Raw genomic sequence first — 23,694 nt, forward strand, 5'->3', positions numbered from 1 at the left:
CAGAAAATGAGGAATAGTTGAAATGGAGGCGCTATAATAACATGAAGATTGAAGGGAACCAGAAAGAACTGGATGCAATGGTAGAATTTCATAAGGGAAACCGTGTCGAGGGACTGAGACTGCAAGAAGAATTTGCAGCGGAATTTCGTAAGGAGTATAAAGACAAAGATCACTGTCCTTGCCTGAAAGCCTGTCGTTATCACGGAAACTGTAAGGAATGTGTAGCAATCCACAGAGCGCATCAGGAACATGTTCCTAATTGTATGCGACCATTGATTAATAAAAAATTGAAATTGATGTCAGAATTAACAGAGCATACCTTGGCAAATGAAATAGAAGCTCCACATGAGATTTTAAGAAAATAGGCAAGTCAAATTCCCGTTTATTGGGAAGTCGCAGAGAACGAAAAATCGGAAGTTTACAGCGAGGTGAAAGAGGTTGAATTATGTAGAATATGGAAAAGAAAACAAATATGATGATAATATATTTTTTCAAAAATACAGTCAAATGAGTCGCTCACAGCAGGGACTAGCCGGTGCAGGAGAATGGGAAACATTGAGAAAGCTGCTGCCGGATTTTAAAGATAAGCGTGTGCTTGATTTAGGATGCGGCTATGGATGGCACTGTATTTATGCGATGGAACACGGAGCGTCTTCTGTTGTGGGTGTTGATATTTCTCATAAAATGCTCGAGGTAGCCAAAGAAAAAACACATTTTCCACAGGTTGAATATAAATGCTGTGCTATAGAAGATGTGGAATTCCCAGAGGAGAGTTTTGATGTAATATTAAGTTCACTTGCGTTTCACTATGTAGCAGATTATGAGATTTTAGTAAAAAAGATATATAGAATACTGAAGTCTGGTGGTAAGCTAGTTTTTACGGTTGAACATCCTGTTTTTACTGCCTATGGAACACAAGACTGGCATTATAACGAAAAAGGAGAAATACTGCATTTTCCGGTGGATAATTATTATTATGAGGGCAAACGGACAGCTGTCTTTTTGGGAGAAAAGGTTACAAAATATCATAGAACACTGACCACATATCTAAATACACTGCTTTCAAATGGTTTTATAATAAATCATATTGTGGAGCCGCAGCCGCCGGAATACATGATGGATATTCCGGGGATGCAGGATGAAATGCGCCGTCCCATGATGCTGATTGTATCGGCGAACAAAAAAGTGGATAGATAGAACTAAAACACTTATAAGGTATAAATGGAGGTAATTTATGTTTAAAGAAAAAATTATTATAGAGATGAAAGAAGTATTCAAAGAAATTCCTTTTGGCATAGAGCATACTCTCAAAGTTTTGAAAAATGCAGAAGATATAATGAAAGGAGAAAATATCGGAGAGGAAGAAAAAGAATTCATCAGTATTATTGCTATACTACATGATATTGGTGCGGTTGAAGCACAAAAAAAATACGGTTCTATTGATGGTGTCTATCAAGAAAAGGAAGGACCAGAAGTAGCGAAAGAAATATTAAAAAAGGTAGGCTATAACAAAAATATTGATAGAATATGCTTTATAATAGGCAACCATCATACTCCATCTAAAATTGATGGACTTGATTTTCAAATACAATGGGAAGCTGATTTGCTTGAAAATTTAACGGTTATGGATAAAGAAAAAGAACAGGAAAAGATAAAAAAGTGTATAGATGAAAACTTTAAAACAAACACAGGAAAAAGGATAGCTTATAATCGCTTTATTTTAGATTAGTAGTAGATTATTACAGTTATGTATTTTATATCGCAAAGAAAAAATAGTAGTTAAGTTTAAGCCTAGGGTTAAATGATGAATATGTTGAGGGCATTTTTGTTTCTGGTGAAATGCAATCGCAGGGTATAGGTAAAATTCTGCTGAATTATGCAAAGGACAAAAGGAGTAAGTTGTACTTGAACGTATACCAAAAGAATGCACGGGCAATATCTTTTTATAAGAGAGAAGGATTTGAGATTCAGCATAGTGGCTTAGATGAGGCTACCGGAGAAAAAGATTATGTAATGACATGGCAACACAAATAGAAATTCCAGTTTACCTCTATTCAAACATACAAGCTCTTGACAATAAAGCTCCTATATAGTATGATTTTATAAACTACTATATAGGAGCTTTTGCATGAAAACAAATGGCGGATTTCTTGTCACCAAAATAAAACAGCTTGGTGACCGGATTTTTGAGAAGATTCTCAGCGAAAAAAATATCGATGCGTTTAATGGAGCCCAGGGACGTATTCTTTATGTGCTGTGGCAGGAGGATGGTATCTCAATCAGGTCACTCTCGATTAAATGCGGATTAGCGATAACATCTCTTACTACGATGCTGGAAAGAATGGAAAATCAAGGGCTGATAAGCCGTGTTCAGTCTGAAACGGACAAAAGGAAAACACTCCTGTTTCTGACTGAGAAAGCACATGCCTTAAAGGGCGAGTACGATTCTGTATCTGATGAGATGGGCAGTATTTACTACAAAGGTTTTTCAGAGGAAGAAATTACCCGGTTTGAGGAATGCCTCGACCGCATCAGAAAGAATCTTGAGGAGTGGCAGAAGTCATGAGTATTTGTATCAAAGATCAGATTCAGAACATGAATATCGTCATCGGCTGCACAGTGGGGTGTACATATTGCTATGCCCGCAACAACGTGAAACGCTGGCATATGATTGATGACTTCGCTGACCCTGAATTCTTTCCGAGTAAGCTCAAGATGATGGAAAAGAAACGTCCGCAGAACTTTCTTCTTACCGGGATGAGCGATCTCTCCGGATGGAAGCCGGAATGGAGAGACGAGGTATTTGCAAAGATCCGTGAAAATCCACAGCATCAGTTCCTGTTCCTTACCAAGCGACCTGATTTGCTGGATTTTGATACCGATCTGGAAAACGCATGGTTTGGCGTTACGGTGACGAGGAAAGCAGAACTGTGGCGTATCGACGCCCTTCGGAAAAACGTCAGAGCAAAACATTACCATGTTACCTTTGAGCCGTTATTCGACGATCCCGGCACAGTTGACCTTTTCGGAATCAATTGGATCGTTGTCGGCACTATGACCGGGGCTCAGAGCAGGAAGATTCATACGGAGCCGGAATGGGCATGGTCTCTGGCGGACCAGGCACATAAGCTCGGCATTCCGGTGTTTATGAAGGAAGACCTTGTCCCTATCATAGGGAATGAAAATATGATTCAGGAAATGCCGGAAGAATTTAATAAAGTGTTAGAGGTACAGAAATCATGGAAGAAGTAATAAATGGAATCCTCATTCGTGAGGTGGAAACAAAGAACATCATGACTAAGTCTAGTCTGCCGGTAGGCGGTTACTCGGTCAATCCCTATGTGGGCTGTACACATGCCTGCAAGTATTGCTATGCTTCTTTTATGAAGCGCTTTACCGGGCACAAGGAGGAATGGGGCACTTTCCTTGATGTGAAGCATTGGCCGGAAATTAAAAATCCGAAGAAATATGCCGGGCAGCGTGTGGTCATCGGTTCTGTGACGGATGGCTACAATCCACAGGAGGAGCAATTCGGGAATACCAGAAAACTTCTGGAGCAGTTAATCGGCAGTGACGCAGATATTCTGATCTGCACAAAGTCGGATCTTGTGGTACGGGATATTGATCTGCTGAAGAAGCTTGGACGTGTAACCGTTTCATGGTCGATCAACACACTAGATGAAAATTTCAAGAACGATATGGACTCTGCTTCGAGCATTGAGCGCCGTATCTCTGCTATGAAGCAGGTATATGAAGCCGGTATCCGTACAGTCTGTTTCGTATCCCCGGTATTCCCCGGTATCACGGATTTTGAAGCAATCTTTGAGCGGGTAAAGGATCAGTGCGATCTGTTCTGGCTCGAAAATCTCAATCTTCGAGGCGGTTTCAAAAAGACAATTATGGATTATATCGCCGGAAAATATCCTGATCTTGTACCACTTTACGACGAGATCTATAACAAGCATAACCGCAGCTACTTTGAAGCACTTGAAGTAAAAGCTGAGAAAATGGCTAAGAAGTATGATTGTGCCTTTGTGGATAATGAAATGCCTTATGGAAGAGTCCCGCAGGGACATCCGGTGATCGTAGATTATTTCTATCATGAGGAAATCCGAGGGACAGAAAATACAGGAAAAAGAAATCGTTAAGCAGAAATTTGAAAAGGAGTGCTTACAGAGTGAAAGCGATTAGATTAAATATTTTCACAGATTGAGAACTTCCAGCTTGGTTATAAGATCGGATTTATCAATGATGCTGAGATATGGTTACTCATGTTAAAAAAACGCAATACCTCTGTTCATATATATAATGAGGATGAAATAGACGAGTTGATTCTGCTGATACGCGATAGCTTTATTCTGGCTTTTACGGTTCTTAAAGATACACTTGTGAAGAAGCTGGAGGAAGCAGAAAGCGATTGGATGTAAAAAAACAGTCGATAACCCTGGGAGGAGTCCACGGTGAAGGATAAAACAGTATATACATGTACATATAAATCAAAGTTAGGCGATATTCTGCTGGCGGCAGACGCGATCGGACTCACGGGTCTGTGGTTTGAGGGGCAGAAGTATTTTGCAAATACACTTCCAGACGGAGCTATTTCACAGGAATCCCTGATTTTAACCGAGGCAAAGAGATGGCTGGATATTTATTTTTCTGGCAAAGAACCGGACTTTATTCCGCCGCTGCATCCGACTGGCTCCGCATTTCGACAGGCGGTGTGGCAGATTTTATTGCAAATTCCGTATGGACAGACGACTACCTATGGGGAGATTGCAAAAAAGCTGGCGAAGATGCAGAATGCGTCCCATATGTCCGCGCAGGCGGTAGGCGGTGCAGTGGGGCATAACGAGATTTCCATTATCATCCCATGCCACCGTGTGGTGGGAACGAGTGGAAGCCTGATTGGGTATGCGGGCGGAATTGAGAAGAAGGTGGCGCTGCTTATGCTGGAACATACCGATATGAGTCGTTTCTTTGTGCCGAAGAAAGGAACGGCGCTTTAGTTATTAAGTGGAAAAATTGGAATTTTTAAAGCTGTTGCCATTTTATAAGTTGGCAGCAGCTTTTTGCCTATATATTCTTATTGACTTGTTGATATGGAAACAAGTGAGCGGTATAATACATTTGTTTCCAGAGAAACAAGAAAGGAGAATAAAATGAATTCAGAATTATTAGGTTTGTTTGCAAAGTACATGGAAAAGCAGGAAGTCCTATCGAAACTGACGGAATCAGAAGAGCTTCATGGCTATAATTATTCAGAAATACATACGATTGCTGCAATAGGAGATATGGAGTTTCCAAATGTCACAGGAATTTCACAGGCTATGCATATGACCAGAGGAGCAATCAGCAAGATCACAAGAAGACTTATGCAGAATGGAATGATTGAGTCTTATATGGCAGAAGGAAATAATCAGAAGATTTTCTTTAAACTGACTGATAAAGGACAGCAGCTATACGAAGAACATGAGAAAAGGCATAATCTGTGGCTGGAACGTGATAACGCATTTTTACAAAAGTACAGCAAAAAAGAACTGGATGAAATACAGCAGTTTATGATGGATTTTAATAATTATCTGGAAGATAAAATAGCAGAAATAGGAGGACATAACGAATGTTAATTGATATTACTTTAAAAATCACACCCAAAATGGTAACGGATGCACAGGGAAATGAAAAGAAAGCACTGGTAGGTCATCTTGGAACACATTTTGATGTTATGAACAAAGAGTTCCCTTTAGAATATACAAAGAGAAGGGCGATAGTCTTTGATGTTTCTGATGTTGGTGACAGGGATATAGATATTGATGATATCGTTATTAGTAAAGTAGAACAGAATATGTTCGTGGCATTTTATACCGGATTTATTGAAAAAGAAGGCTATGGTGGAAAAGAATATTTTACAGGGCACCCACAGCTTTCAGACAAATTGATAGATGCTCTGCTTGACAAAGGAGTATCTATCATTGGAGTAGATTGTGCAGGTGTACGACGTGGAAAAGAACATACACCAAAGGATCAGTATTGTGCGGATCAAGGCGTTTTTATCATTGAAAACCTGTGTAATCTGCAAAAAGTTATTGAATCAGGAGGGACTTGCCTTATCAATACCTATCCTATGAACTATGCTGACATGACCGGATTGCCTTGTAGGGTTGTTGCAGAGGTTTAGACAACTTCCGGTTTGATGAAATATAGAAATTATTGGAGAGGAAAAAATATGGTTGGAAGAATTTATCACGTAGGATTAACCGTTTCTGATATAGATCGCTCCATTGCTTTCTACAGAGACATTCTTGGGCTTGAATTTCAGGGCGAAATCTTTATGGAGGGCGAAGAGACAGATAAAATGTTTCGCAAGGAAAATTGTAAAGCAAGGGTTGCATATTTGAATGGTTCGAAGGCTCTTGAAGCACCACCGATTGAATTGATTCAGTTTGTAGACAGCAAAATCCATAAGGAACAATCAGACTTGTTTACGACATCTATCTCAGAAGTATGCTTTTACACGGATGACATTGATTCTGTCTACAAAACCCTTATTGAAAATCATGTGGAGTGCTTGTCTGAACCGCAGTATTTCGATTTCAGGGCAGATGGGTTTGGGGAAAGCAGAGCGTTTTATTTCAGAGACCCGGATGGAATCATTCTTGAGATGATGCAACCTTTGTAAAATAATAAACAACTTCCAGTTTATATAACAGAAAAATCAGACGGATCTTGTACTTTTGGGTAATATTAAATATAATCCCGTCTTTGACAGTGATATTTGGAAAAACACCGCAGGAAGGCTTATTCTATATAGCTTTTCCGGCGGTGTTTTTTCGTTTTACAATATAGTCTTTTTTATGAGAATCAGAACTGTGTCATACGGAATTTTCAGTTCAGAAAATGCCTACCTGTGAACAGTTACGTCATCTCTGCATATCAAGAATGAAGAATATATAAAGATTGACAATTTCAAAATCCTGTCGTATACTTCTTTCAGTCCCAAATGGGATTGAATGGGGAAGGTTATGGAATATAAAATACAAAAACTTTACGATCAGGTCAACCAGGCGATCATCCGCTGCCGTGGTGTATACTCGATGTGGGCAAAGAATAACAATGTGAGCTATAACCGGATGCTGGTGCTTTACACCATCCGCGAATTCGGATTCTGTACGCAAAAGCAGATCTGTGATTCGTATCTGCTTCCGCGGCAGACGGTGAACCATGTGATTTCAGAGATGAAAAAGGACGGGATTCTTGTAGCGGATCTGGAAAAGAGCACCGGGAAGGAAAAGGCGCTTGTTTTGACGCCGGAGGGCGAACGGTATTCGGAAAAATTATTATATTCGTTAAGCCGGATGGAAGAACGGGCGGCGAAACGTCTGGGAGAGGACAAGATCCGCAGAATGACGGAACTGTTTATGGAGTATGACCAGATTCTGGAAGAGGCACTGGAGGAGACGGACGATGAAGAGTAAGGCGGGAACGGATACAGAATTTTTCCGGACGGAGAAAATTCCGAAGATATTGCTGCAAATCGCACCTCCGGTTATGCTGGCGCAGCTGATTCAGGCGATGTATAACATTGTAGACAGTTTTTTTGTGGGAAAATATTCCGAACCGGCGCTGACGGCGCTTTCGGTCATTTATCCGTTGCAGCTCATCATCATTGCGCTAGCGGTGGGAACCGGTGTGGGCGTGAATACCTACATGGCGCGCCTGTATGCACAGAAAATGCCGGGACAGGCGGAAGAAACAGCGGGAACAGGCACGCTTCTGGCGCTTGGAACCTGGTTTATATTTGCCATTTTCTCGATCTTCTGTATGCGTCCGTATGTCCTGACAAGTGCGAATACCCCGGAAGCGATCGAGAGTGCTGTTATCTACGGACAGATCGTCTGTATCGGCAGCATCGGGGCATTTCTGGAAGGAAACTGGACGAAGGTCCATCAGTCGCGGGGCAATATGCACCGTCCGATGGTCGCCCAGACCGTGGGGGCGCTGACGAATATCGTGCTTGACCCGATCCTGATTTTCGGACTCGGTCCGGTGCCGGAGCTGGGAGTCGCGGGTGCTGCCTATGCGACTGTCTGCGGACAGGTGGCAGCTGCGGTCATCACATCGTTTGGCGGGGTTGGCAGATTGCCAGAGCGCACAAAAACGTCGCTCTATATCAAGCAGATCTACTGGTTTGGCTACGCGTCGATTATTATGCAGGCATTATTTACAGTTTATATCGTGATCTTAAATGCGATCCTTGCCGGATTTTCAGATTCGGCAGTGACGGTGCTGGGGCTTTATTATAAAATGCAGACGTTTTTCTTTATCCCACTGATGGGCTTGCAGACGTGTATCGTTCCGGTGCTCAGCTTTAACTATGCAACCAAGAGCTATGCGAGATGCCGGGAAATTATGCGGGACAGCTATGGATTTTCCTGTGTGTTTATGCTGGTCGGTGTGATCTGCTTCGTTTTCTTTCCGGTGCAGCTGCTCCAGGTTTTTTCAAAGAGCAGTGAGGTCATCGCGATCGGAAAAAATGCATTCCCTATCATCGGGGCAAGTTTTATTCCGGCGGTATTTTCACTGATGACCCCGGTCTTCTTCCAGGCGATCGGAAATGGAAAGATCAGCCTCTTTTTGTCCGTGATGCGCCAGATCTGCTGCCTGATTCCGATTTTCTGGCTGCTGTCGCTGATTGACCTGCGCTTTACCTGGTTTGCATTTCCGATCTCGGAAGTGCTGGTCGGTGTCACGGGAATCGTGCTTTATTACAAGGAAATCAAAAGAGACTTTGATAAAGGAGCAGCATGAGAAAGCACGTAAAAACATAGAAAATAGTTTCGTAGAAAATTTTTAAACGCTTTTAATGAATTGAAAAGGAACCGCCTGGGTCAGTCTATCAGCTGCATCAGGACGGTTCCTTTTTTGAAAGGAGAATGAATGTGACATAAAAAATTGAATGTATGCATTTCGTGTACGTATGAGGCATAATGCCTGTCAGACGAAATGGGTATTTCACCCTTATGCTACAAATGCGTACATCATCACATAATGGCACAGGCTTCCTCCCATGACAAACAGATGGAAAATCTCATGCGAACCGAAATTTTTATGCGTTGCATTGAAAATCGGCAGTTTTAATGCGTAGATAATGCCTCCAGCCGTATAGATGAGTCCGCCGGTCAGCAGCCAGAGAAATGCGCTTTTCGGAAGTGCCAGTACGATCTGACGGAACGCCAGCACGCAGATCCAGCCCATCGCGATGTAAACTAGCGAGGAGAACCACTTCGGGCAGTTGATCCAGAGCGCGTTGACGAGAATCCCGGCAATCGCGATACCCCAGACGAGCGCCAGAAGCCGGTAACCGGCGTTATTTCCAAGGACGATCAGGCAAACCGGTGTGTAAGTTCCGGCAATCAGGATGAAAATCATCATGTGGTCGATCTTACGCAGGATTTTATTAACGTGCTCGGAAATATTAAAGGTGTGGTAGGTCGTGCTGGCGGCATAGAGCAGAATCATGCTGACGATAAACACAGCCAACGCCGCAAGATGGCGCGAATCTGCTTCTCCGGCCGCTTTGTGAAGCAGAGGAACTGCCGCGATCACCGCGCCGATCATCGCGATAAAATGCGTCAGCGCGCTTCCGGGATCCTTTACGTGGAATTTATGATGCTTTGTTTCAGCGAGTTTTGTTGTGTCAGATGTATGTGTTTGATTGGAAATCATAGGATAACCTCCTTTGCTGTAATATTGAGAGAGTAATGTAACGGTTCAGTAGGTCTGCACGTGTACTGCGCGTGACTGTGAAGGTACTGAACAGTTACAGAGTAATTATAAATGCAGTATGTAGTATTTAAAACTACATAGAACGTTTTTATATACTATACATCTTTTTCGAAAAATATGCAAGAGGGGAATGGGATATGTTATAATATGAGAAATTAACGAAGCGTTTTTAACAAGTGGAAGATAAAATGGATCATGGATGATTTGAGAAGTTAAAATGCTCGGGAATCCATGGATGAAGTAGAGAGGAAATCGGTTATGTTAGATATATTATACGAAGATAAAGATATTTTAGTTGTGGTCAAACCAGCTGGAGTTGAGTCGCAGACATCGAGACGCCTGGAGCCGGATATGGTCAGCGAGATAAAAAATTATCTCCACCGGAAGGTGCAGGAGACGAAAAAGTTATCCACAGGATTATCCCCAAAAGCGTCCACAGCCCCGGTGGATCCGTATGTTGGAGTTATCCACCGACTGGACAAGCCGGTGCGCGGTGTGATGGTATATGCCAAGAACCTGAAAGCGGCAGCGCACTTAAGCCGTCAGGTACAGGAGGGAAAACTGGAGAAAATCTATCAGGCGCTCGTATGTGGAAAACCTGTGGATAATGTGGGTAAGTACGTGGATTATCTGTTGAAAGACGGGAAAACGAATACCAGCCGGATTGTGGATAAGTCGGTCGCCGGTGCGAAACGGGCAGAGCTGGAATATCAGATATTAGAAAAAAAAGAACAGGAAGACGGCACCGTGCGTTCACTGGTGGAAATTCATCTTCACACAGGACGCCACCATCAGATACGCGTACAGTTTGCCGCGCATGGGACACCGCTCATGGGAGATACCAAGTATGGCGCACCAGCGGCTGCTTCCGTGGGACGTGCCCGCCGGGAACCGCTGGCGCTGTGCGCGGTCCGTTTATCGTTCCTTCACCCGGTGACGGGAAAAAGAATGGAGTTTTCCACCAAACCGCAATTTGTTCTGTGAGCGAACTTTTCTATAAGTCAAGAAAATAAAAGGTCAAGGGTGAATAGAAGGTAAGACGTGTATATTTTTATCCGACCTGACCATACTAGAGTGTGTACAAAGGAAGTACGAATCATAAATGGGCAAAGTCCATGGGTAAGCCCCGGAGCGACTAAAGAGGGCTTACAAAAGAGACCGCAGGAGCCGGGAGAAGCGGGAGCTGACACCGGTTTCCTGTGGTTTTTCGTTGCCATACATCCGGAAAAAAGGGCGTGTAGGTTTAAGGAAAAGACGTTTGTTTGAATGGATGGCTGTAGAAATCATAGAACTATAACGGTGTATGGCATAAAGAAAAAATCGGGAAGGTGGAGCAGACAGATGGCACTCAGCAGAAAACAGAAAAAAGCATTTCTCACAGCAGTAGTCACGGCGGGCGTGTATTTGAGTTTCCGTTACCTGCTGCCGCTTATATTCCCATTTCTGGCAGCGTATCTGATGGCGCTGCTTCTCCAGCCATCGGCAGCATTTCTCGAAAAACGGCTGCGAATCTCCTTCCGCGGGCGCATGATCGGCGTTCCCATCGGTATGATCGGGGGCGTGGAGCTGATTTTGCTGAGCATTTTTCTGGTCGGTCTGCTGGCAGCAGGGGGACGGCGTTTCACGGAGGAGCTGGAACACTTTTTAGAAGAGCTTCCAGGACGGATGGAGGAATTGTCACTGCTCGGACAGCAATTTGAACAGTCGATCGAGCGAGTCCTTCATCTGCCTGCCGGTAAAATCGGGCAGCTCTTTCGCGGAACAGGCTTGCAGGGCGGTGGACAGGTCAAGGAGATCCTGCTGCCGCAGCTCCTTCAGAAATCAGTTCCTGCTGCGGCGGGGATTGTGCGCGCGGTTATTGTGGTTGTTTTATTTTTCATTGCCTCGATTTTGAGTTTACAGGAGATGGACGAACTGCGCCGGAGGCGGTTTGATTCGATGTTTCACCGCGAATTTTTCCTGCTCGGCAGGCGCCTTGCGGTGACAGGAAGCGCATGGCTGAAAACCCAGTCGGTCATTTTCCTGATGACTTCGGCATTTTCGATGGCGGGGCTTTTGCTGATTGGAAATCCATATTATATTCTGGGTGGAATCGGAATCGGGGTTCTGGATGCCCTGCCGATCTTCGGCGCAGGGACGGCGCTGGTGCCGTGGAGTCTTTTTCTCCTGTTTAAGCGGGAGTGGGGACACGCGCTGATTCTCTTCGGGCTGTATCTGCTCTGTTATTTTTTGCGTGAGTTCACGGAGGCGCACCTGATGGGGAAGAAAATGGGGCTGTCGCCGCTTGAAACGCTGGCGGCGATCTATGTGGGCTTGCAGCTGTTTAGTCTGTTTGGATTTCTGCTGGGTCCGATTGGGCTGTTGATTATTAAGGATTTTGTGGAGGAGTATGGGGAAGCGGACGAAGGAGCGGATGCTCATTAAGTAGGCGCTTTTAGAGGAAAAAAGAGGAAAAAAGTGGAGTATTGGTGGATGGGCGATCTGAAATTGCTTTTGAATGTGGAAATTTAAGGAGATGAAAGGATTTTTTAGAATTGCCGCGAGACAAAAGGATCATATATAATAGATAAGGAATTAAAAACGCATAAAAGTTCTGGAAAACAGCAGAGAAAGAGTTGCTGGAAGATAGCTGGATGTTAAGCTGAAATAAATATGCATATCATTTAATATGGAGGAACAAACGTGAATTTATATACAAAAGAGTCAGGCTCCGGACAGCCGATGGTGCTGCTTCACGGAAATGGAGAGGACAGCTCCTACTTTGTGAACCAGATATCCTTTTTTGAATCAAAATATCTCGTGATTGCGGTGGACACCCGTGGACATGGCAGATCTCCGCGTGGTTGTGGGACATTTACCTTGGAACGGTTTGCTGATGATTTGAAAGGATTTCTTGACCGCCGGGGACTTAGGCGGATCATTTTGCTGGGGTTCAGCGACGGCGGCAATATTGCGCTGATTTTTGCACTGAAATATCCGGGATATGTCGATCGGCTGATTTTAAATGGAGCGAACTTAAACCCGTTTGGCATGAAGCCGTCCGTGCTGGCGGATGTGGCGCGGGAGTATGTGGGAGTTGTGGGGAAGCTCTGGCTGCAGAAAAGCGGCATCGGGCAGATACGGGGAAAAATGCAGATGGCAGCAGGAAAAATGCGGACAGAAAAGCAATTTTCAAAAGAAAACGAAAAACAGAATGGACAGGAAGGACTGAATAAACAACAGAGAAGAAGCTGTCAGAAAGAAAAAATTCCTGAAAATAAGGAAAATGATCGGAAGGCAAATATACACAAAAAAGAGCTTCTATCCTTAATGTTGTATGAACCCTGGATCCGCCCTGAACTTCTCCACCGCCTGAAAATGCCCGTCCTTGTGGTAGCAGGGAGCGACGACATGATCCGCGAATGCCACACGCGCCAAATCGCACGTTCTCTGCCAAACGCAAGGATTCGGCTTTTAGAGGGCACCCATTTTATTGCAGCAGAGAACCCGGACGCATTTAACCAATGTGTTGCATCATTCCTGGAACAGACACAGGGCGGCGAGCTGGCGCAGATGAGCCGAGTCTGGGGCAGCCGGAGAGCCGGAAGGCTGGAGAAGGAGAAGATCCGTCGGGCGGCGGTGCTGGTACCTTTGATTCAGAAAGGCGGGGAGTACCACGTGGTGTTTGAGGTGCGCGCGGGAAGCTTAAAAACTCAGCCGGGCGAAATCTGTTTTCCGGGCGGTGCCGTTGAGCGGGACGAGACACCGAAGCAGGCGGCGATCCGTGAGGCGATGGAAGAACTCTTAATCAGTCGCCGCCAGATTCGCGTTATCGCGCCGTTGGATGTGCTGGAAGCACCCGGAGCGATGGAGATTTCTCCATTTTTAGGTGCGCTGCAGGGCTACCGCTGGTCATATTCCGAGGCGGAGGTCGATCATACCTTTTCTGTCCCGCTCCGCTGGTTCGCGGAACATGAACCGGAGCGATATGAAACAGAACTTGTGACCGTGCCGGAAGAGACATTCCCGTTTGAAGATGTTCCGGGCGGACGCGATTACCGCTGGCGGCGCGGACATTACGATGTCTACTTCTACCGCCGCGAGGAAGGAATCATCTGGGGGATGACGGCGAAGATTCTGCGGTCACTGGCGGAGATGTACCGGGAGGACATTTTATTAAAATAGGATTCGTAAGATAGGGATAAAAACATTATTTTTTGTTCGGACGCAACCGAGTCAGTGACGACCGAGTAAAAAATGCGAGGTATCGTCAAGACTTGTACAAGGGCGAGTTCCAGCCTTGACAAACCCGACCGATTGGCGTAAAATCATAATACTGTCAGGATTTGCGCGGCTGAGTTTGTGGATGCCGTGGAAGAAATCCAGCGTTTGATTTTAGAACATCAAACAATAAGAAACAAAACAGGCGAAGAGAGGAATCAGTAAACTTTGACACACGTCCAGAGAGAAAGCCGTATGGTGAGAGGCTTTTGTGTCCCTGAAAGTTGAACCGGCCCTGGAGCTGTGCATGAAAATGCAACGTATTTCCGGCGTTAACGGAAGTTAAGTGAGCCAGAATCGGAACGAAATTCTGGTTAAGCAGGGTGGTACCGCCGAAGTTAAGCCATTCGGTCCCTTTGATCGCAGCGATCAGCAGGGATCGGAGGGCTTTTTTATTTCTATGAAATACAAAACAACAATAAAATGTTTTTAACAAGGAGAAATGACATGGCAAAGGAAAAGAAGATGGTAGAAGCCATCACATCGATGGATGAAGATTTCGCCCAGTGGTATACGGACATCGTAAAGAAAGCAGAGCTTTCTGATTACTCCAGTGTAAAGGGCTGCATGATTATCAAACCGGCCGGATATGCGATCTGGGAGAATATCCGCAATGAACTGGACAAGCGCTTTAAGGCAACCGGCGTAGAGAACGTATATCTGCCTATGTTTATTCCGGAAAGTCTTCTGGAAAAAGAGAAAGATCACGTAGAAGGTTTCGCACCGGAAGTAGCGTGGGTGACACAGGGCGGTTTAGAGCCGTTACAGGAGAGAATGTGTGTACGTCCGACTTCCGAGACTCTGTTCTGCGATTTTTATGCACATGACGTACATTCTTACCGCGATCTGCCGAGAAACTACAACCAGTGGGCTTCGGTTGTACGTTGGGAAAAGACCACCCGTCCGTTCCTGCGTTCCAGAGAGTTCTTATGGCAGGAAGGTCATACCGCTCATGCAACCGCTGAGGAAGCACAGGAGCGTACCGAGATGATGTTAAATGTATACGCGGATCTGTGCGAGGACTTCCTGGCAATTCCGGTTATCCGCGGACGCAAGACTGACAAGGAGAAATTTGCCGGTGCAGAGGCAACCTACACGATCGAGTCCCTGATGCACGATGGCAAGGCACTGCAGTCCGGCACCAGCCACAACTTCGGCGATGGATTTGCAAAGGCATTTAACATCCAGTATCTGGATAAGGATAATAAATTAAAATACGTTCATCAGACTTCCTGGGGTATGACAACCCGTATGGTAGGCGCGATCATCATGGTTCATGGTGACAATAATGGTCTGGTTCTGCCGCCGAAGGTAGCTCCGACCCAGGTTATGATCGTTCCGATTCAGCAGGCAAAAGAGGGTGTTCTGGACAAGGCATTTGAGGTAAAAGAGGTTCTGTCCAACTTCCGTGTCAAAGTGGATGATTCCGACAAATCTCCGGGATGGAAGTTCAGCGAGTCCGAGATGCGCGGTATTCCGGTACGTGTCGAGATCGGACCGAGAGATATTGCTGAAAATCAGGCAGTTCTGGTTCGCCGTGATACGCATGAGAAGATTACGGTATCTCTGGATGAGATCGTAGCAAAGGTTGGCGAGCTTCTGGAGACGATTCACCACGATATGTTTGAGCGTGCAAAAGCACACAGAGATTCCCATACTTATGTAGCGACAACACTGGATGAGATGAAGGAGATCGCAGAAAATAAGCCAGGCTTCATCAAGGCAATGTGGTGCGGCAATCAGGAGTGCGAGGATAAACTGAAAGAAGTAGTCGGCGTAACCTCCCGCTGCATCCCGTTCAATCAGGAACATCTGGCTGACACCTGCGTATGCTGCGGCAAGCCGGCAACGAAGATGGTTTATTGGGGTAAGGCATATTAATATGATTCCAAAACGGATAGAAATGCCGGTCCAGGTCGAGGAAATCCTGGGAAAGCTGCGAGAACATGGTTACGAGGCATTTGCAGTCGGCGGCTGTGTCCGCGATGCGATCCTGGGGCGGATTCCCGGTGACTGGGATATCACGACCTCGGCGCACCCGGAGGAGGTGAAGCAGGTGTTCGGTCACACGATCGACACCGGGCTTCAGCACGGTACGGTCACGGTCATGCGTGATCATATCGGATATGAAATAACCACCTACCGGATTGACGGTGAATATGAGGATGGACGCCACCCGAAGGAAGTCGTATTTACTGCCGAACTGCGTGAGGACTTGAGACGGCGTGATTTCACGATCAATGCGATGGCATACAGCCACGAAACGGGAATTGTCGATATTTTCGGCGGGGCGGAGGATCTGGCAGCGCGCCGGATCCGTTGCGTCGGGGATGCGGGAGAACGGTTTACGGAAGATGCGCTCCGGATCCTGCGTGCCGTCCGCTTTTCGGCCCAGCTGGGATTTTCGATAGAGAAAAAGACCTGGCAGGCGCTCTGTGAGCTGGCGCCCTCCCTTGTCCATGTGAGCAAGGAACGGGTGCAGGTGGAGTTGACAAAAACACTCCTGTCCGACCGCCCGGAATTTATCTGGAAAACGGAGGCGGCAGGACTGGCACCGTACATTTCAAAGACATTTCCGGAGGTATTTGCGGCGTGGAAAAAGCAGAAAAGCTGTGCAAAGCAGAGGTTGGAAGAGAAGGTATATTCGAAGGATGTGCCAGCTGCTGACAAGGATGCGATCAAAACGGAAACGGTAGCGCAGCAGGGGCACATGTTCGTGAAACATGAATGTGAGACAGACATGGCGGGGGAAATTTCTGCTGCTGCGGCACATCTGCCAGCAGAAAAAGCCTTGCGCTGGTCGTATTTTCTTGCCCCGGCGGGCGAGGGAACTTGTGTCCGGGTTCTGAGAGAACTCAAGATGGACAACGACACGATCGATAAGGCGAAGATTCTGAGCCGTTTTGCATTCATGCAGATGGAACCGGAGGAAAGCGCTGTCCGCCACGCGATGAGTGCGATGGAAGATAAGGTCTTTGACTGGCTGCTTCTCCTTCAGGAAGTTCTGATGCCGGAGCGCATGGATGCGGTGGAAATGGTTCGCTCACTTGCAAGGCAGATCCGGGAGCGCGGTGACTGTATCCGTCTTAAAACTCTGGCGGTAACCGGAAAAGACCTGATTCAGGCAGGCATCCAGCCGGGACCGGCGCTTGGAAAAACGCTGCATCTTCTCTTTGAAAAGGTGCTGGAGAATCCGGCTTGGAATGAGAAAGAGCGGCTTCTGGCTGAGGTGGAAGTGTTGAAACAATCGCAGAATGCGGGAACCAGTAAAGCATAAGAAGATTAATAAATAAAAAGAGAAAAGAGGCAAAATCGTTTGGAACCGGCAGGACAAGCCGGACAAACGATTTTGTCTCTTTTCCTTTTGCTTTTTTAACAACAATATTTTCAATCAGAGGATGATTAAAAGAGTTATCCCAATTTCTTATACTCCCTGAAAAACAGCGCCGCCGTCGTCGCCACCGCAATCGTATCTGCCACCGGTTCTGCCACGAACACGCCGAATACCGGATTTGAAACGAAATGCGGCAGGATAAAGATCAGCGGAATCAAAAGCAGCACTTTCCGGAGCAATGCCAGAAAGACGGATGTTTTCGCATTTCCAAGGGCAATAAAAGTCTGCTGGCAGGCGAGCTGGACGGCAAAGAGCAGGGAAGCTGCCATATAGATCCGGAGCGCCCAGATGGTATATCTGGCAAGATCTGCGTCGCTGGTAAAGATGGAAATAAAAATCTGTGGAACCAGCATACATAAGAGCCAGAGCAAGGTGGAATAGCAGGCTGCCGAGCGCAGAAGCAGGTGAAACGCTTTTTTCACACGGTCGATATTTTTGGCTCCATAGTTAAAGCTGATGATCGGCTGCGCGCCCTGTGTGAGCCCCTGCAGCGGCAGCATGGAAAACTGCATGACGCTGGAAAGAATCGTCATCGCGCCGACCGCGGTATCGCCGCCATATTTCAATAGGCTGGTGTTAAAGCTGATGGACAGTGCACTTTCTGTAAACTGCATGATAAACGGCGCCAGTCCGAGCGCCAGGCATGGCAGGATAAATTTCTTCTGCGGGCGCAGGTTGCGGAGCCGTATCCGCAGGGTACTATGCGTTCCGGTCAGAAAACGCAGAATCCAGATACAGGAAATACCCTGTGAAAGGATGGTTGCAAGTGCCGCACCGCGCACATCCAGATGCAGTCCGAAGATAAAGATCGGATCGAGGATGATGTTGCAGAGAGCGCCGATGGCAACGGTAATCATGCCGGTTTTGGCATAACCCTGTGCGTTGATAAAGGCATTGAGTCCGAGCGCCATCTGGACGAAGAAAGTGCCGCAGACGTAGATTTTCATGTAGTTCCAGGCGTAGAGAATTGTCTTCTCACTGGCGCCGAACATCAGGAGGATCGGGCGCCCAAAGCCAAGAAACAGGGCGGTCAGGACGAGCGAAATGACGGTCAGCATGAAGGTACAGTTGCCGAGTACCTTTTCAGCAGAATCCTTGTCGCCTTTTCCCATCAGGATCGACGCCTGCGGGGCACCGCCCATGGCGGCGAGCGCGGCAAAAGCGGAAATGCACATGATAATCGGCATTGTGACGCCGACGCCGGTCAGGGCGCTGGGACCGATGTCCGGGATATGGCCGATGTACATGCGGTCAACCATGTTATAGAGAACGTTGATGATCTGTGCGGCAATTGCCGGGAGCGCCAGTTTAAAAAGAAGTGACCCGATCGGCGCACTGCCGAGATCAGCTTCACGGGATGATGCTGAGCCTGAATGCGGGCGCGTATTTTCATCATTGGAACGATGAGCGGATTGTATGGACAAAGAGAGACCTCCTTTTCATTTACAGTAAAATATATTATTTGATTTTTTGCCTGATTGTTGGGACAAATAGCCAGACCGCTTTTTTATCCCAACGTGAATCATTGTAACATACCGTCAAAATGATGGCAATGAACAGAATTTCGTAATCACTCCACATTGGCGATTGTGTGTGATAGTTTGTGCACTGTGTTTCAAATCTGCGATATTTATGCATAAGCATATTTGTAAGCCCCCTCTCATAGGTTAGGAGTAGCAGGCTGGGTGTCTGATGTGCATATTTGCATAATCGTGTGAATGTTGCAATTAACATAGCTGTCAGCAGCTGTGGCCCGGCGTGAAAATGTGCTGTCCACATTCTTTTGGGAAATGGAAAGGCGGGCAGCCGGATAGAGGCAGGAGGGGGAAGTTGTGAACGAGAGAACAACCGAGGTGCTGGAACAGTATGAACTGGAAGTGCAGTCGAAGCGCCGTGGAAGAGGCGCGTGGATCTGCGAGACGAGTCAGGGGTTAAAACTCCTCCGGGAATATAAGGGGACCGTCAAACGTCTTGAATTTGAAGAACAAATCATGAATGTTCTGCAAAATCAGAAAACATGCCGGACCGATCAGTATATGCGGAACCGGGAGGGCGAGATTTTGTCGGTGGCGGAGGATGGAACGCGGTGTGTTGTGAAGGAATGGTTTTCCGGGCGCGAGTGCAGTGTGCAGAGCGAGGCGGAGGTAGTCCGGGCGGTCGGGCAGATCGCGAAGCTGCACCGGACATTGCGCGGCATTGCGATCGATGAGTCGTGGAATCTGGGGTCAATTCTCACGCGTCCGGCGGTGGCGGAGATGGAGCGCCACAACCGGGAACTTGTCCGTACGCGGAATTATATCCGGAAAAAACGGCGTAAATCGGATTTTGAGAGGGCAGTCAGCGGAAGCTTTGCCATCTTTTATGAGCAGGCGCAGGAAGCAGCAGGCGGGCTGAAAGCGCAGATCGAGCAGGATGGCGAGCCGGAAAACTATTTGTGTCACGGGGATCTGAACCAGCATCATATTTTATTGGTAGAAGAAAATGAGATGGCGGTGATTGAATTTAACCGGATGCACCGGGGCGTCCAGGTCGAAGACCTGTATCATTTTACGCGCAAAATATTGGAAAAGCATGGCTGGGATTTGCGTCTGGGGATGCGGCTGCTGGAGACGTATGATCGTATTCTGCCGTTGAATGCACAGGAGCGGACATACCTCTATTACCTGTTTTTATATCCGGAAAAATACTGGAAACAGTTAAATTTTTATTATAATGCAGGCAAGGCGTGGATTCCAGTCCGCAGCATTGAAAAACTGCAGAAGCTGGAAGAACAGCAGACGGCGAGGAACCTCTTTCTTGAGGCAATCCGATAAGAAATGTTGATTTACATATGCATATAAATTCTTTGGTTAAGCGTATTCGATACATTATGGAGAAACTTTGAAAAGAGAAAAAATAAAGACAAAGAATAGTAACCGAAATTCTCTTTATTTTTCAGAATAATTATACTATAATGGAGAAAAAGAAAGTCATCCTAGAAGAAAGCAGGGGGTAAGTGAATCATGAAGGATTACATGACGATTTACAAAGAATGGCTGGAAAATCCATACTTTGACGAGGCAACGAAAGAGGAATTATGCGCCATTGAGGGCGATGAAAATGAGATTAAAGAGCGTTTCTATATGGATTTGGAGTTTGGTACGGCAGGACTGCGCGGCATCATCGGTGCAGGTATTAACCGGATGAATATCTACACCGTCCGCCGTGCGACCCAGGGACTGGCAAATTACATCATCAAGCAGGGCGGCGCGGCAAAAGGCGTGGCGATCGCATTTGACTCCCGTCATATGTCCCCGGAATTTGCCGAGGAAGCAGCGCTGACACTGGCGGCAAATGGCATCAAGGCGTACCGGTTCGAGACGCTGCGCCCGACGCCGGAGCTTTCCTTTGCCGTCCGCGAGCTTGGCTGCATCGCCGGCATCAACATCACCGCCAGCCACAACCCGCCGGAGTACAACGGCTACAAGGTTTACTGGGAGGACGGCGCACAGTTTACACCGCCGCATGACAAGGGCGTGACTGAGGAAGTTATGGCGATCACCGATCTTTCCACCGTTAAGACGATGGGAGCACAAGAGGCAAAGGCAAAAGGACTCTACGAGATCATCGGTGCAGCGATCGACGACAAATATATTGCACAGGTCAAGGCACAGGTAGTCAATCAGGGCGCGATTGACCGCATGCAGGATCAGATCACGATCGTGTATACACCGCTTCACGGCACGGGCAATATCCCGGCACGCCGTGTGATGAAAGAGCTTGGATTTACCCATGTATATGTGGTTCCGCAGCAGGAGCTTCCAGACGGCGATTTCCCGACCGTCAGCTATCCGAACCCGGAGGCAAAGGAAGCATTTGAATTGGGACTGGCTCTGGCAAAAGAGAAAAATGCAGACCTCGTTCTGGCAACCGATCCGGATGCCGATCGTCTGGGCGTGTATGTCAAAGATACCAAGTCCGGCGAATACATTCCGCTGACCGGCAATATGTCCGGCTCCCTGCTCTGCGAGTATGTGCTCAGCCAGAAACAGGCAAACGGCAAGATTCCGGCAGATGGACAGGTTGTTAAATCCATCGTTACGACGAATCTGGTAGATGCAGTTGCGAAGAATTACGGCGCAGAGCTCATCGAGGTTCTGACCGGATTTAAGTGGATCGGCAAACAGGTTCTCAAAAATGAGCAGGAAGGCAAAGGAACCTATCTGTTTGGCATGGAAGAGAGCTATGGCTGCCTGATCGGTACATACGCACGCGATAAAGATGCCATTTCCGCAACCGCAGCACTCTGCGAGGCGGCTGCTTATTACAAGGAAAAAGGCATGACGCTGTGGGATGCGATGGTCGAGATGTACGAGAAATACGGCTATTATAAAGATGAAGTGAAGTCCATCGGCTTAAAGGGCATCGAGGGACTGGCAAAAATTCAGGAGATCATGGAATATTTCCGCGCCCACACACCGTCCGATTTTGCCGGACATAAAGTGCTGGCTGTCCGCGATTACAAGGCAGATACCGTCAAGGATCTGGCAACCGGCGAGGTAAAACCGACCGGACTTCCATCCTCCAATGTTCTCTACTACGAACTGGAAGACAACGCATGGCTCTGCGTCCGCCCGTCCGGAACCGAGCCGAAGATCAAGTTCTACTACGGCGTGAAAGGTACCTCCCTGGAAGACGCGGCAGCGAAATCAGAGAAGGTAGGCGAGGCTGTGATGGCGATTGTCAATGGACTGCTGTAGAAAAATAAAAAGAAGATATGAAATAAGTTCCTAAAAGAAATAGGACCATTCGTTCATGCGAAAGGTCCTATTTTTGTGCTATTTTGTTCTTTTAATTCTTTCAACGCCGCTGCAAATTTCGACGAAACCGCAGTAGGATTTCCTCTTAGCAGCCCGCGGCGGTAGAAGGCATGGAGCTTTTTAGCCGGGCGCAGGGACTGGCGGCGGTGTTTGAGTTCTTCTAACCGGGTGCTCAGGCGGGTGAGGCGGTTGTCGAAGGCGATGCGGGCATCGACTTCGGTGCGGACTTCGGCAATGCGCTCGTTGACGCGCTGTTTGGCAGCTTCGATGCGTTCTGCGTTTCCTGCTTTGGCAGCTTCGATGCGGGAGGTGGTTTCTTCTCGAACATCGGACAGGCGTTTTTCGGCGAGTGCCTTGGTCTCAGCCAGGCGCTCTTTGTGTTCGGTGGCAGCCGCCTGCAGTTGTCTGGCAGTCTCGGCGCGTGCGGTTGCCAGGCGTTCTTCGGCGTCACTGCGGATGGCGGCAAGTCTGCGGGCGGCTTCTGCCTGGGCGGCTGCCAGTTTTTCGGCTGTTTCTTCACGGGTCAGGGCGCCGCGCTCAATGGCTTCCTCACGCAGCAGCTCGATCTTGGACTGGAGCTCTTCGATATCGGCTTTGAGCTTTGTCATAGCTTCCAGCGTATGACCCAGAGCCAGGGCTGCCTTGATGGATTCGTAAGCATCGGCGGTGAAAAGGACGCTGATGACGAAATCGCAGATGAGCAGGATAACCGGAGGAACCGCAAGCACAGTGCGGGCGATCGGATCATGGATGACATCGGTCATAAGGATCGTCAGAAATCCCCATGCGATCGAGGAACTCAGGCAGATATAGCCGTGCAGCTGGAACGGCTGGCTGCTGTAATCCCAGTAGCGGACCTTGAATAGGCGTTCCATGACGGCGCCGGTGACATATTCAAGCGCCGTGGCGGCGATAAAACCGGAAATATAGACGAGGGGCAGGCTGTCCCGCACCGGCAGGGACACCCAGAGCATCATCACCGCGCCGGAACCGTAGAGCGGCAGCATCGGAAGCCTCAGAAATCCGCGGTTGACGAGCCGTTTCTGTTTCAGGGAAACATAAGTCGATTCGAAAATCCACCCTAAAAAGCAGTATACATAGAAAAAAGCTAGCCATTGGTACCAGGTATAGGTATACATAAAACCTCCTTTAGAAAATCAAGTCATTTTCTCATTGGTTGAAAAACGTATCTAAAATGAAGTTGTTTCTTATCTTACTATATAAATCTAGAAAAGTTCAAGGCATCTGGGTGAAAAAAGATAATTCCAAAATCTCCGCTTGCCACAAAAGCATGCTTCGTGTACAATAAATCGAAGTCGGCTTTGCCACAGACAGCAGGCAGACGTACAGAAAGCAAATCTTATATGGAGTGGAGTTGTTTTCCAGGATAAAATTTGCAGAAAAACAAAGAACAATTCAACAAATACAAACAATTTACAATAAAAAGAAAAATAGGAG

Annotated in this window: 23 protein-coding genes, 1 pseudogene and 1 other annotated feature; of the genes and pseudogenes, 21 read left to right on the plus strand and 3 right to left on the minus strand. The window is 47.0% G+C overall.

Annotation, left to right across the window (positions count from 1 at the left end):
- Positions 1–41 precede the first annotated feature (41 nt).
- The 14 genes and pseudogenes from DW931_RS12015 to DW931_RS12080 all read left to right on the plus strand — a co-directional run bounded on the left by DW931_RS12015 (position 42) and on the right by DW931_RS12080 (position 8,805).
- Positions 42–365 (plus strand): hypothetical protein, encoded by a 324-nt coding sequence (locus DW931_RS12015; RefSeq protein WP_004613237.1) that lies wholly within the window; start codon positions 42–44, stop codon positions 363–365.
- A gap of 142 nt (positions 366–507) precedes the next feature.
- A complete protein-coding gene (locus DW931_RS12020) occupies positions 508–1,197 on the plus strand; it encodes a class I SAM-dependent methyltransferase (protein ID WP_117495051.1) in 690 nt (229 codons plus the stop codon).
- Positions 1,198–1,234: 37 nt separating this feature from the next.
- Positions 1,235–1,729: an HD domain-containing protein gene (locus DW931_RS12025; RefSeq protein WP_008981870.1), complete on the plus strand. Its 495-nt coding sequence runs from the start codon at positions 1,235–1,237 to the stop codon at positions 1,727–1,729.
- Between the two features lie 62 nt (positions 1,730–1,791).
- A pseudogene (locus tag DW931_RS12030) lies at positions 1,792–2,034 on the plus strand (GNAT family N-acetyltransferase); the annotation flags it as partial.
- Positions 2,035–2,128: 94 nt separating this feature from the next.
- Positions 2,129–2,566, plus strand: coding sequence for a radical SAM mobile pair system MarR family transcriptional regulator (locus tag DW931_RS12035; RefSeq protein ID WP_117796695.1), 438 nt, complete (start codon positions 2,129–2,131; stop codon positions 2,564–2,566).
- Complete coding sequence (locus DW931_RS12040) at positions 2,563–3,252, plus strand: radical SAM mobile pair protein A (RefSeq protein ID WP_118469502.1); 690 nt, start codon at positions 2,563–2,565, stop codon at positions 3,250–3,252. Before DW931_RS12035 ends, DW931_RS12040 begins: the two co-directional genes overlap by 4 nt.
- Positions 3,240–4,148 (plus strand): radical SAM mobile pair protein B, encoded by a 909-nt coding sequence (locus DW931_RS12045; RefSeq protein WP_118472552.1) that lies wholly within the window; start codon positions 3,240–3,242, stop codon positions 4,146–4,148. Before DW931_RS12040 ends, DW931_RS12045 begins: the two co-directional genes overlap by 13 nt.
- Before the next feature lie 60 nt (positions 4,149–4,208).
- Positions 4,209–4,427, plus strand: coding sequence for a nucleotidyltransferase substrate binding protein (locus DW931_RS12050; RefSeq protein WP_227589764.1), 219 nt, complete (start codon positions 4,209–4,211; stop codon positions 4,425–4,427).
- Between the two features lie 33 nt (positions 4,428–4,460).
- The gene (locus DW931_RS12055; protein ID WP_118469501.1) at positions 4,461–5,006 is read left to right on the plus strand and encodes a methylated-DNA--[protein]-cysteine S-methyltransferase; all 546 of its coding nucleotides are present in this window, start codon (positions 4,461–4,463) and stop codon (positions 5,004–5,006) included.
- A gap of 153 nt (positions 5,007–5,159) precedes the next feature.
- Complete coding sequence (locus DW931_RS12060; protein ID WP_118469500.1) at positions 5,160–5,624, plus strand: MarR family transcriptional regulator; 465 nt, start codon at positions 5,160–5,162, stop codon at positions 5,622–5,624.
- Positions 5,618–6,175 carry a cyclase family protein gene (locus tag DW931_RS12065; RefSeq protein ID WP_118472553.1) on the plus strand — a complete coding sequence of 186 codons (558 nt, stop codon included), beginning with the start codon at positions 5,618–5,620 and terminating at the stop codon, positions 6,173–6,175. Before DW931_RS12060 ends, DW931_RS12065 begins: the two co-directional genes overlap by 7 nt.
- 48 nt (positions 6,176–6,223) lie before the next feature.
- Entirely contained in the window at positions 6,224–6,676 is a 453-nt protein-coding gene (locus DW931_RS12070) for a VOC family protein (RefSeq protein WP_118469498.1), read from the plus strand.
- 343 nt (positions 6,677–7,019) lie between these two features.
- Complete coding sequence (locus DW931_RS12075; RefSeq protein WP_107001883.1) at positions 7,020–7,472, plus strand: MarR family winged helix-turn-helix transcriptional regulator; 453 nt, start codon at positions 7,020–7,022, stop codon at positions 7,470–7,472.
- Entirely contained in the window at positions 7,462–8,805 is a 1,344-nt protein-coding gene (locus tag DW931_RS12080) for an MATE family efflux transporter (RefSeq protein WP_118626987.1), read from the plus strand. The genes DW931_RS12075 and DW931_RS12080 overlap by 11 nt, the downstream gene beginning before the upstream one ends.
- Before the next feature lie 210 nt (positions 8,806–9,015).
- Here DW931_RS12080 and DW931_RS12085 read toward each other — a convergent pair whose 3' ends face one another.
- Positions 9,016–9,723, minus strand: coding sequence for a hemolysin III family protein (locus tag DW931_RS12085; protein WP_118469496.1), 708 nt, complete (start codon positions 9,721–9,723; stop codon positions 9,016–9,018).
- Positions 9,724–10,041: 318 nt separating this feature from the next.
- Between DW931_RS12085 and DW931_RS12090 the strand changes: the two genes are divergently transcribed.
- From DW931_RS12090 to DW931_RS12115, 5 genes are all read left to right on the plus strand, one after another.
- Positions 10,042–10,767, plus strand: coding sequence for an RluA family pseudouridine synthase (locus DW931_RS12090; RefSeq protein WP_118469495.1), 726 nt, complete (start codon positions 10,042–10,044; stop codon positions 10,765–10,767).
- 357 nt (positions 10,768–11,124) lie between these two features.
- Positions 11,125–12,207, plus strand: coding sequence for an AI-2E family transporter (locus DW931_RS12100; RefSeq protein WP_118469494.1), 1,083 nt, complete (start codon positions 11,125–11,127; stop codon positions 12,205–12,207).
- A gap of 258 nt (positions 12,208–12,465) precedes the next feature.
- Positions 12,466–13,947 (plus strand): alpha/beta fold hydrolase, encoded by a 1,482-nt coding sequence (locus tag DW931_RS12105; RefSeq protein ID WP_118469493.1) that lies wholly within the window; start codon positions 12,466–12,468, stop codon positions 13,945–13,947.
- Between the two features lie 235 nt (positions 13,948–14,182).
- Positions 14,183–14,402: a binding site (T-box leader), on the plus strand.
- An 88-nt stretch (positions 14,403–14,490) separates the two neighbouring features.
- Positions 14,491–15,924: a proline--tRNA ligase gene (gene proS / locus DW931_RS12110; RefSeq protein WP_118469492.1), complete on the plus strand. Its 1,434-nt coding sequence runs from the start codon at positions 14,491–14,493 to the stop codon at positions 15,922–15,924.
- A gap of 1 nt (position 15,925) precedes the next feature.
- On the plus strand, positions 15,926–17,320 hold the full coding sequence (locus tag DW931_RS12115) for a polynucleotide adenylyltransferase (protein WP_118469491.1): 1,395 nt from the start codon (positions 15,926–15,928) through the stop codon (positions 17,318–17,320).
- A 134-nt stretch (positions 17,321–17,454) separates the two neighbouring features.
- On the opposite strand, the gene DW931_RS12120 is transcribed toward DW931_RS12115, so the two are convergent.
- On the minus strand, positions 17,455–18,765 hold the full coding sequence (locus tag DW931_RS12120; protein WP_333718289.1) for an MATE family efflux transporter: 1,311 nt from the start codon (positions 18,763–18,765) through the stop codon (positions 17,455–17,457).
- A 504-nt stretch (positions 18,766–19,269) separates the two neighbouring features.
- Between DW931_RS12120 and DW931_RS12130 the strand changes: the two genes are divergently transcribed.
- Together DW931_RS12130 and DW931_RS12135 are read left to right on the plus strand one after the other, a co-directional pair.
- Positions 19,270–20,250, plus strand: a complete 981-nt coding sequence (locus DW931_RS12130) for a phosphotransferase (protein ID WP_118469489.1) — start codon at positions 19,270–19,272, stop codon at positions 20,248–20,250.
- A gap of 189 nt (positions 20,251–20,439) precedes the next feature.
- Positions 20,440–22,176 carry a phospho-sugar mutase gene (locus DW931_RS12135; RefSeq protein WP_118469488.1) on the plus strand — a complete coding sequence of 579 codons (1,737 nt, stop codon included), beginning with the start codon at positions 20,440–20,442 and terminating at the stop codon, positions 22,174–22,176.
- A 53-nt stretch (positions 22,177–22,229) separates the two neighbouring features.
- On the opposite strand, the gene DW931_RS12140 is transcribed toward DW931_RS12135, so the two are convergent.
- A complete protein-coding gene (locus DW931_RS12140) occupies positions 22,230–23,375 on the minus strand; it encodes a putative ABC transporter permease (RefSeq protein ID WP_107001894.1) in 1,146 nt (381 codons plus the stop codon).
- Positions 23,376–23,694 lie beyond the last annotated feature (319 nt).

Source organism: Clostridium sp. AM43-3BH, assembly GCF_003479985.1.
Taxonomy (GTDB): domain Bacteria; phylum Bacillota; class Clostridia; order Lachnospirales; family Lachnospiraceae; genus Otoolea; species Otoolea fessa.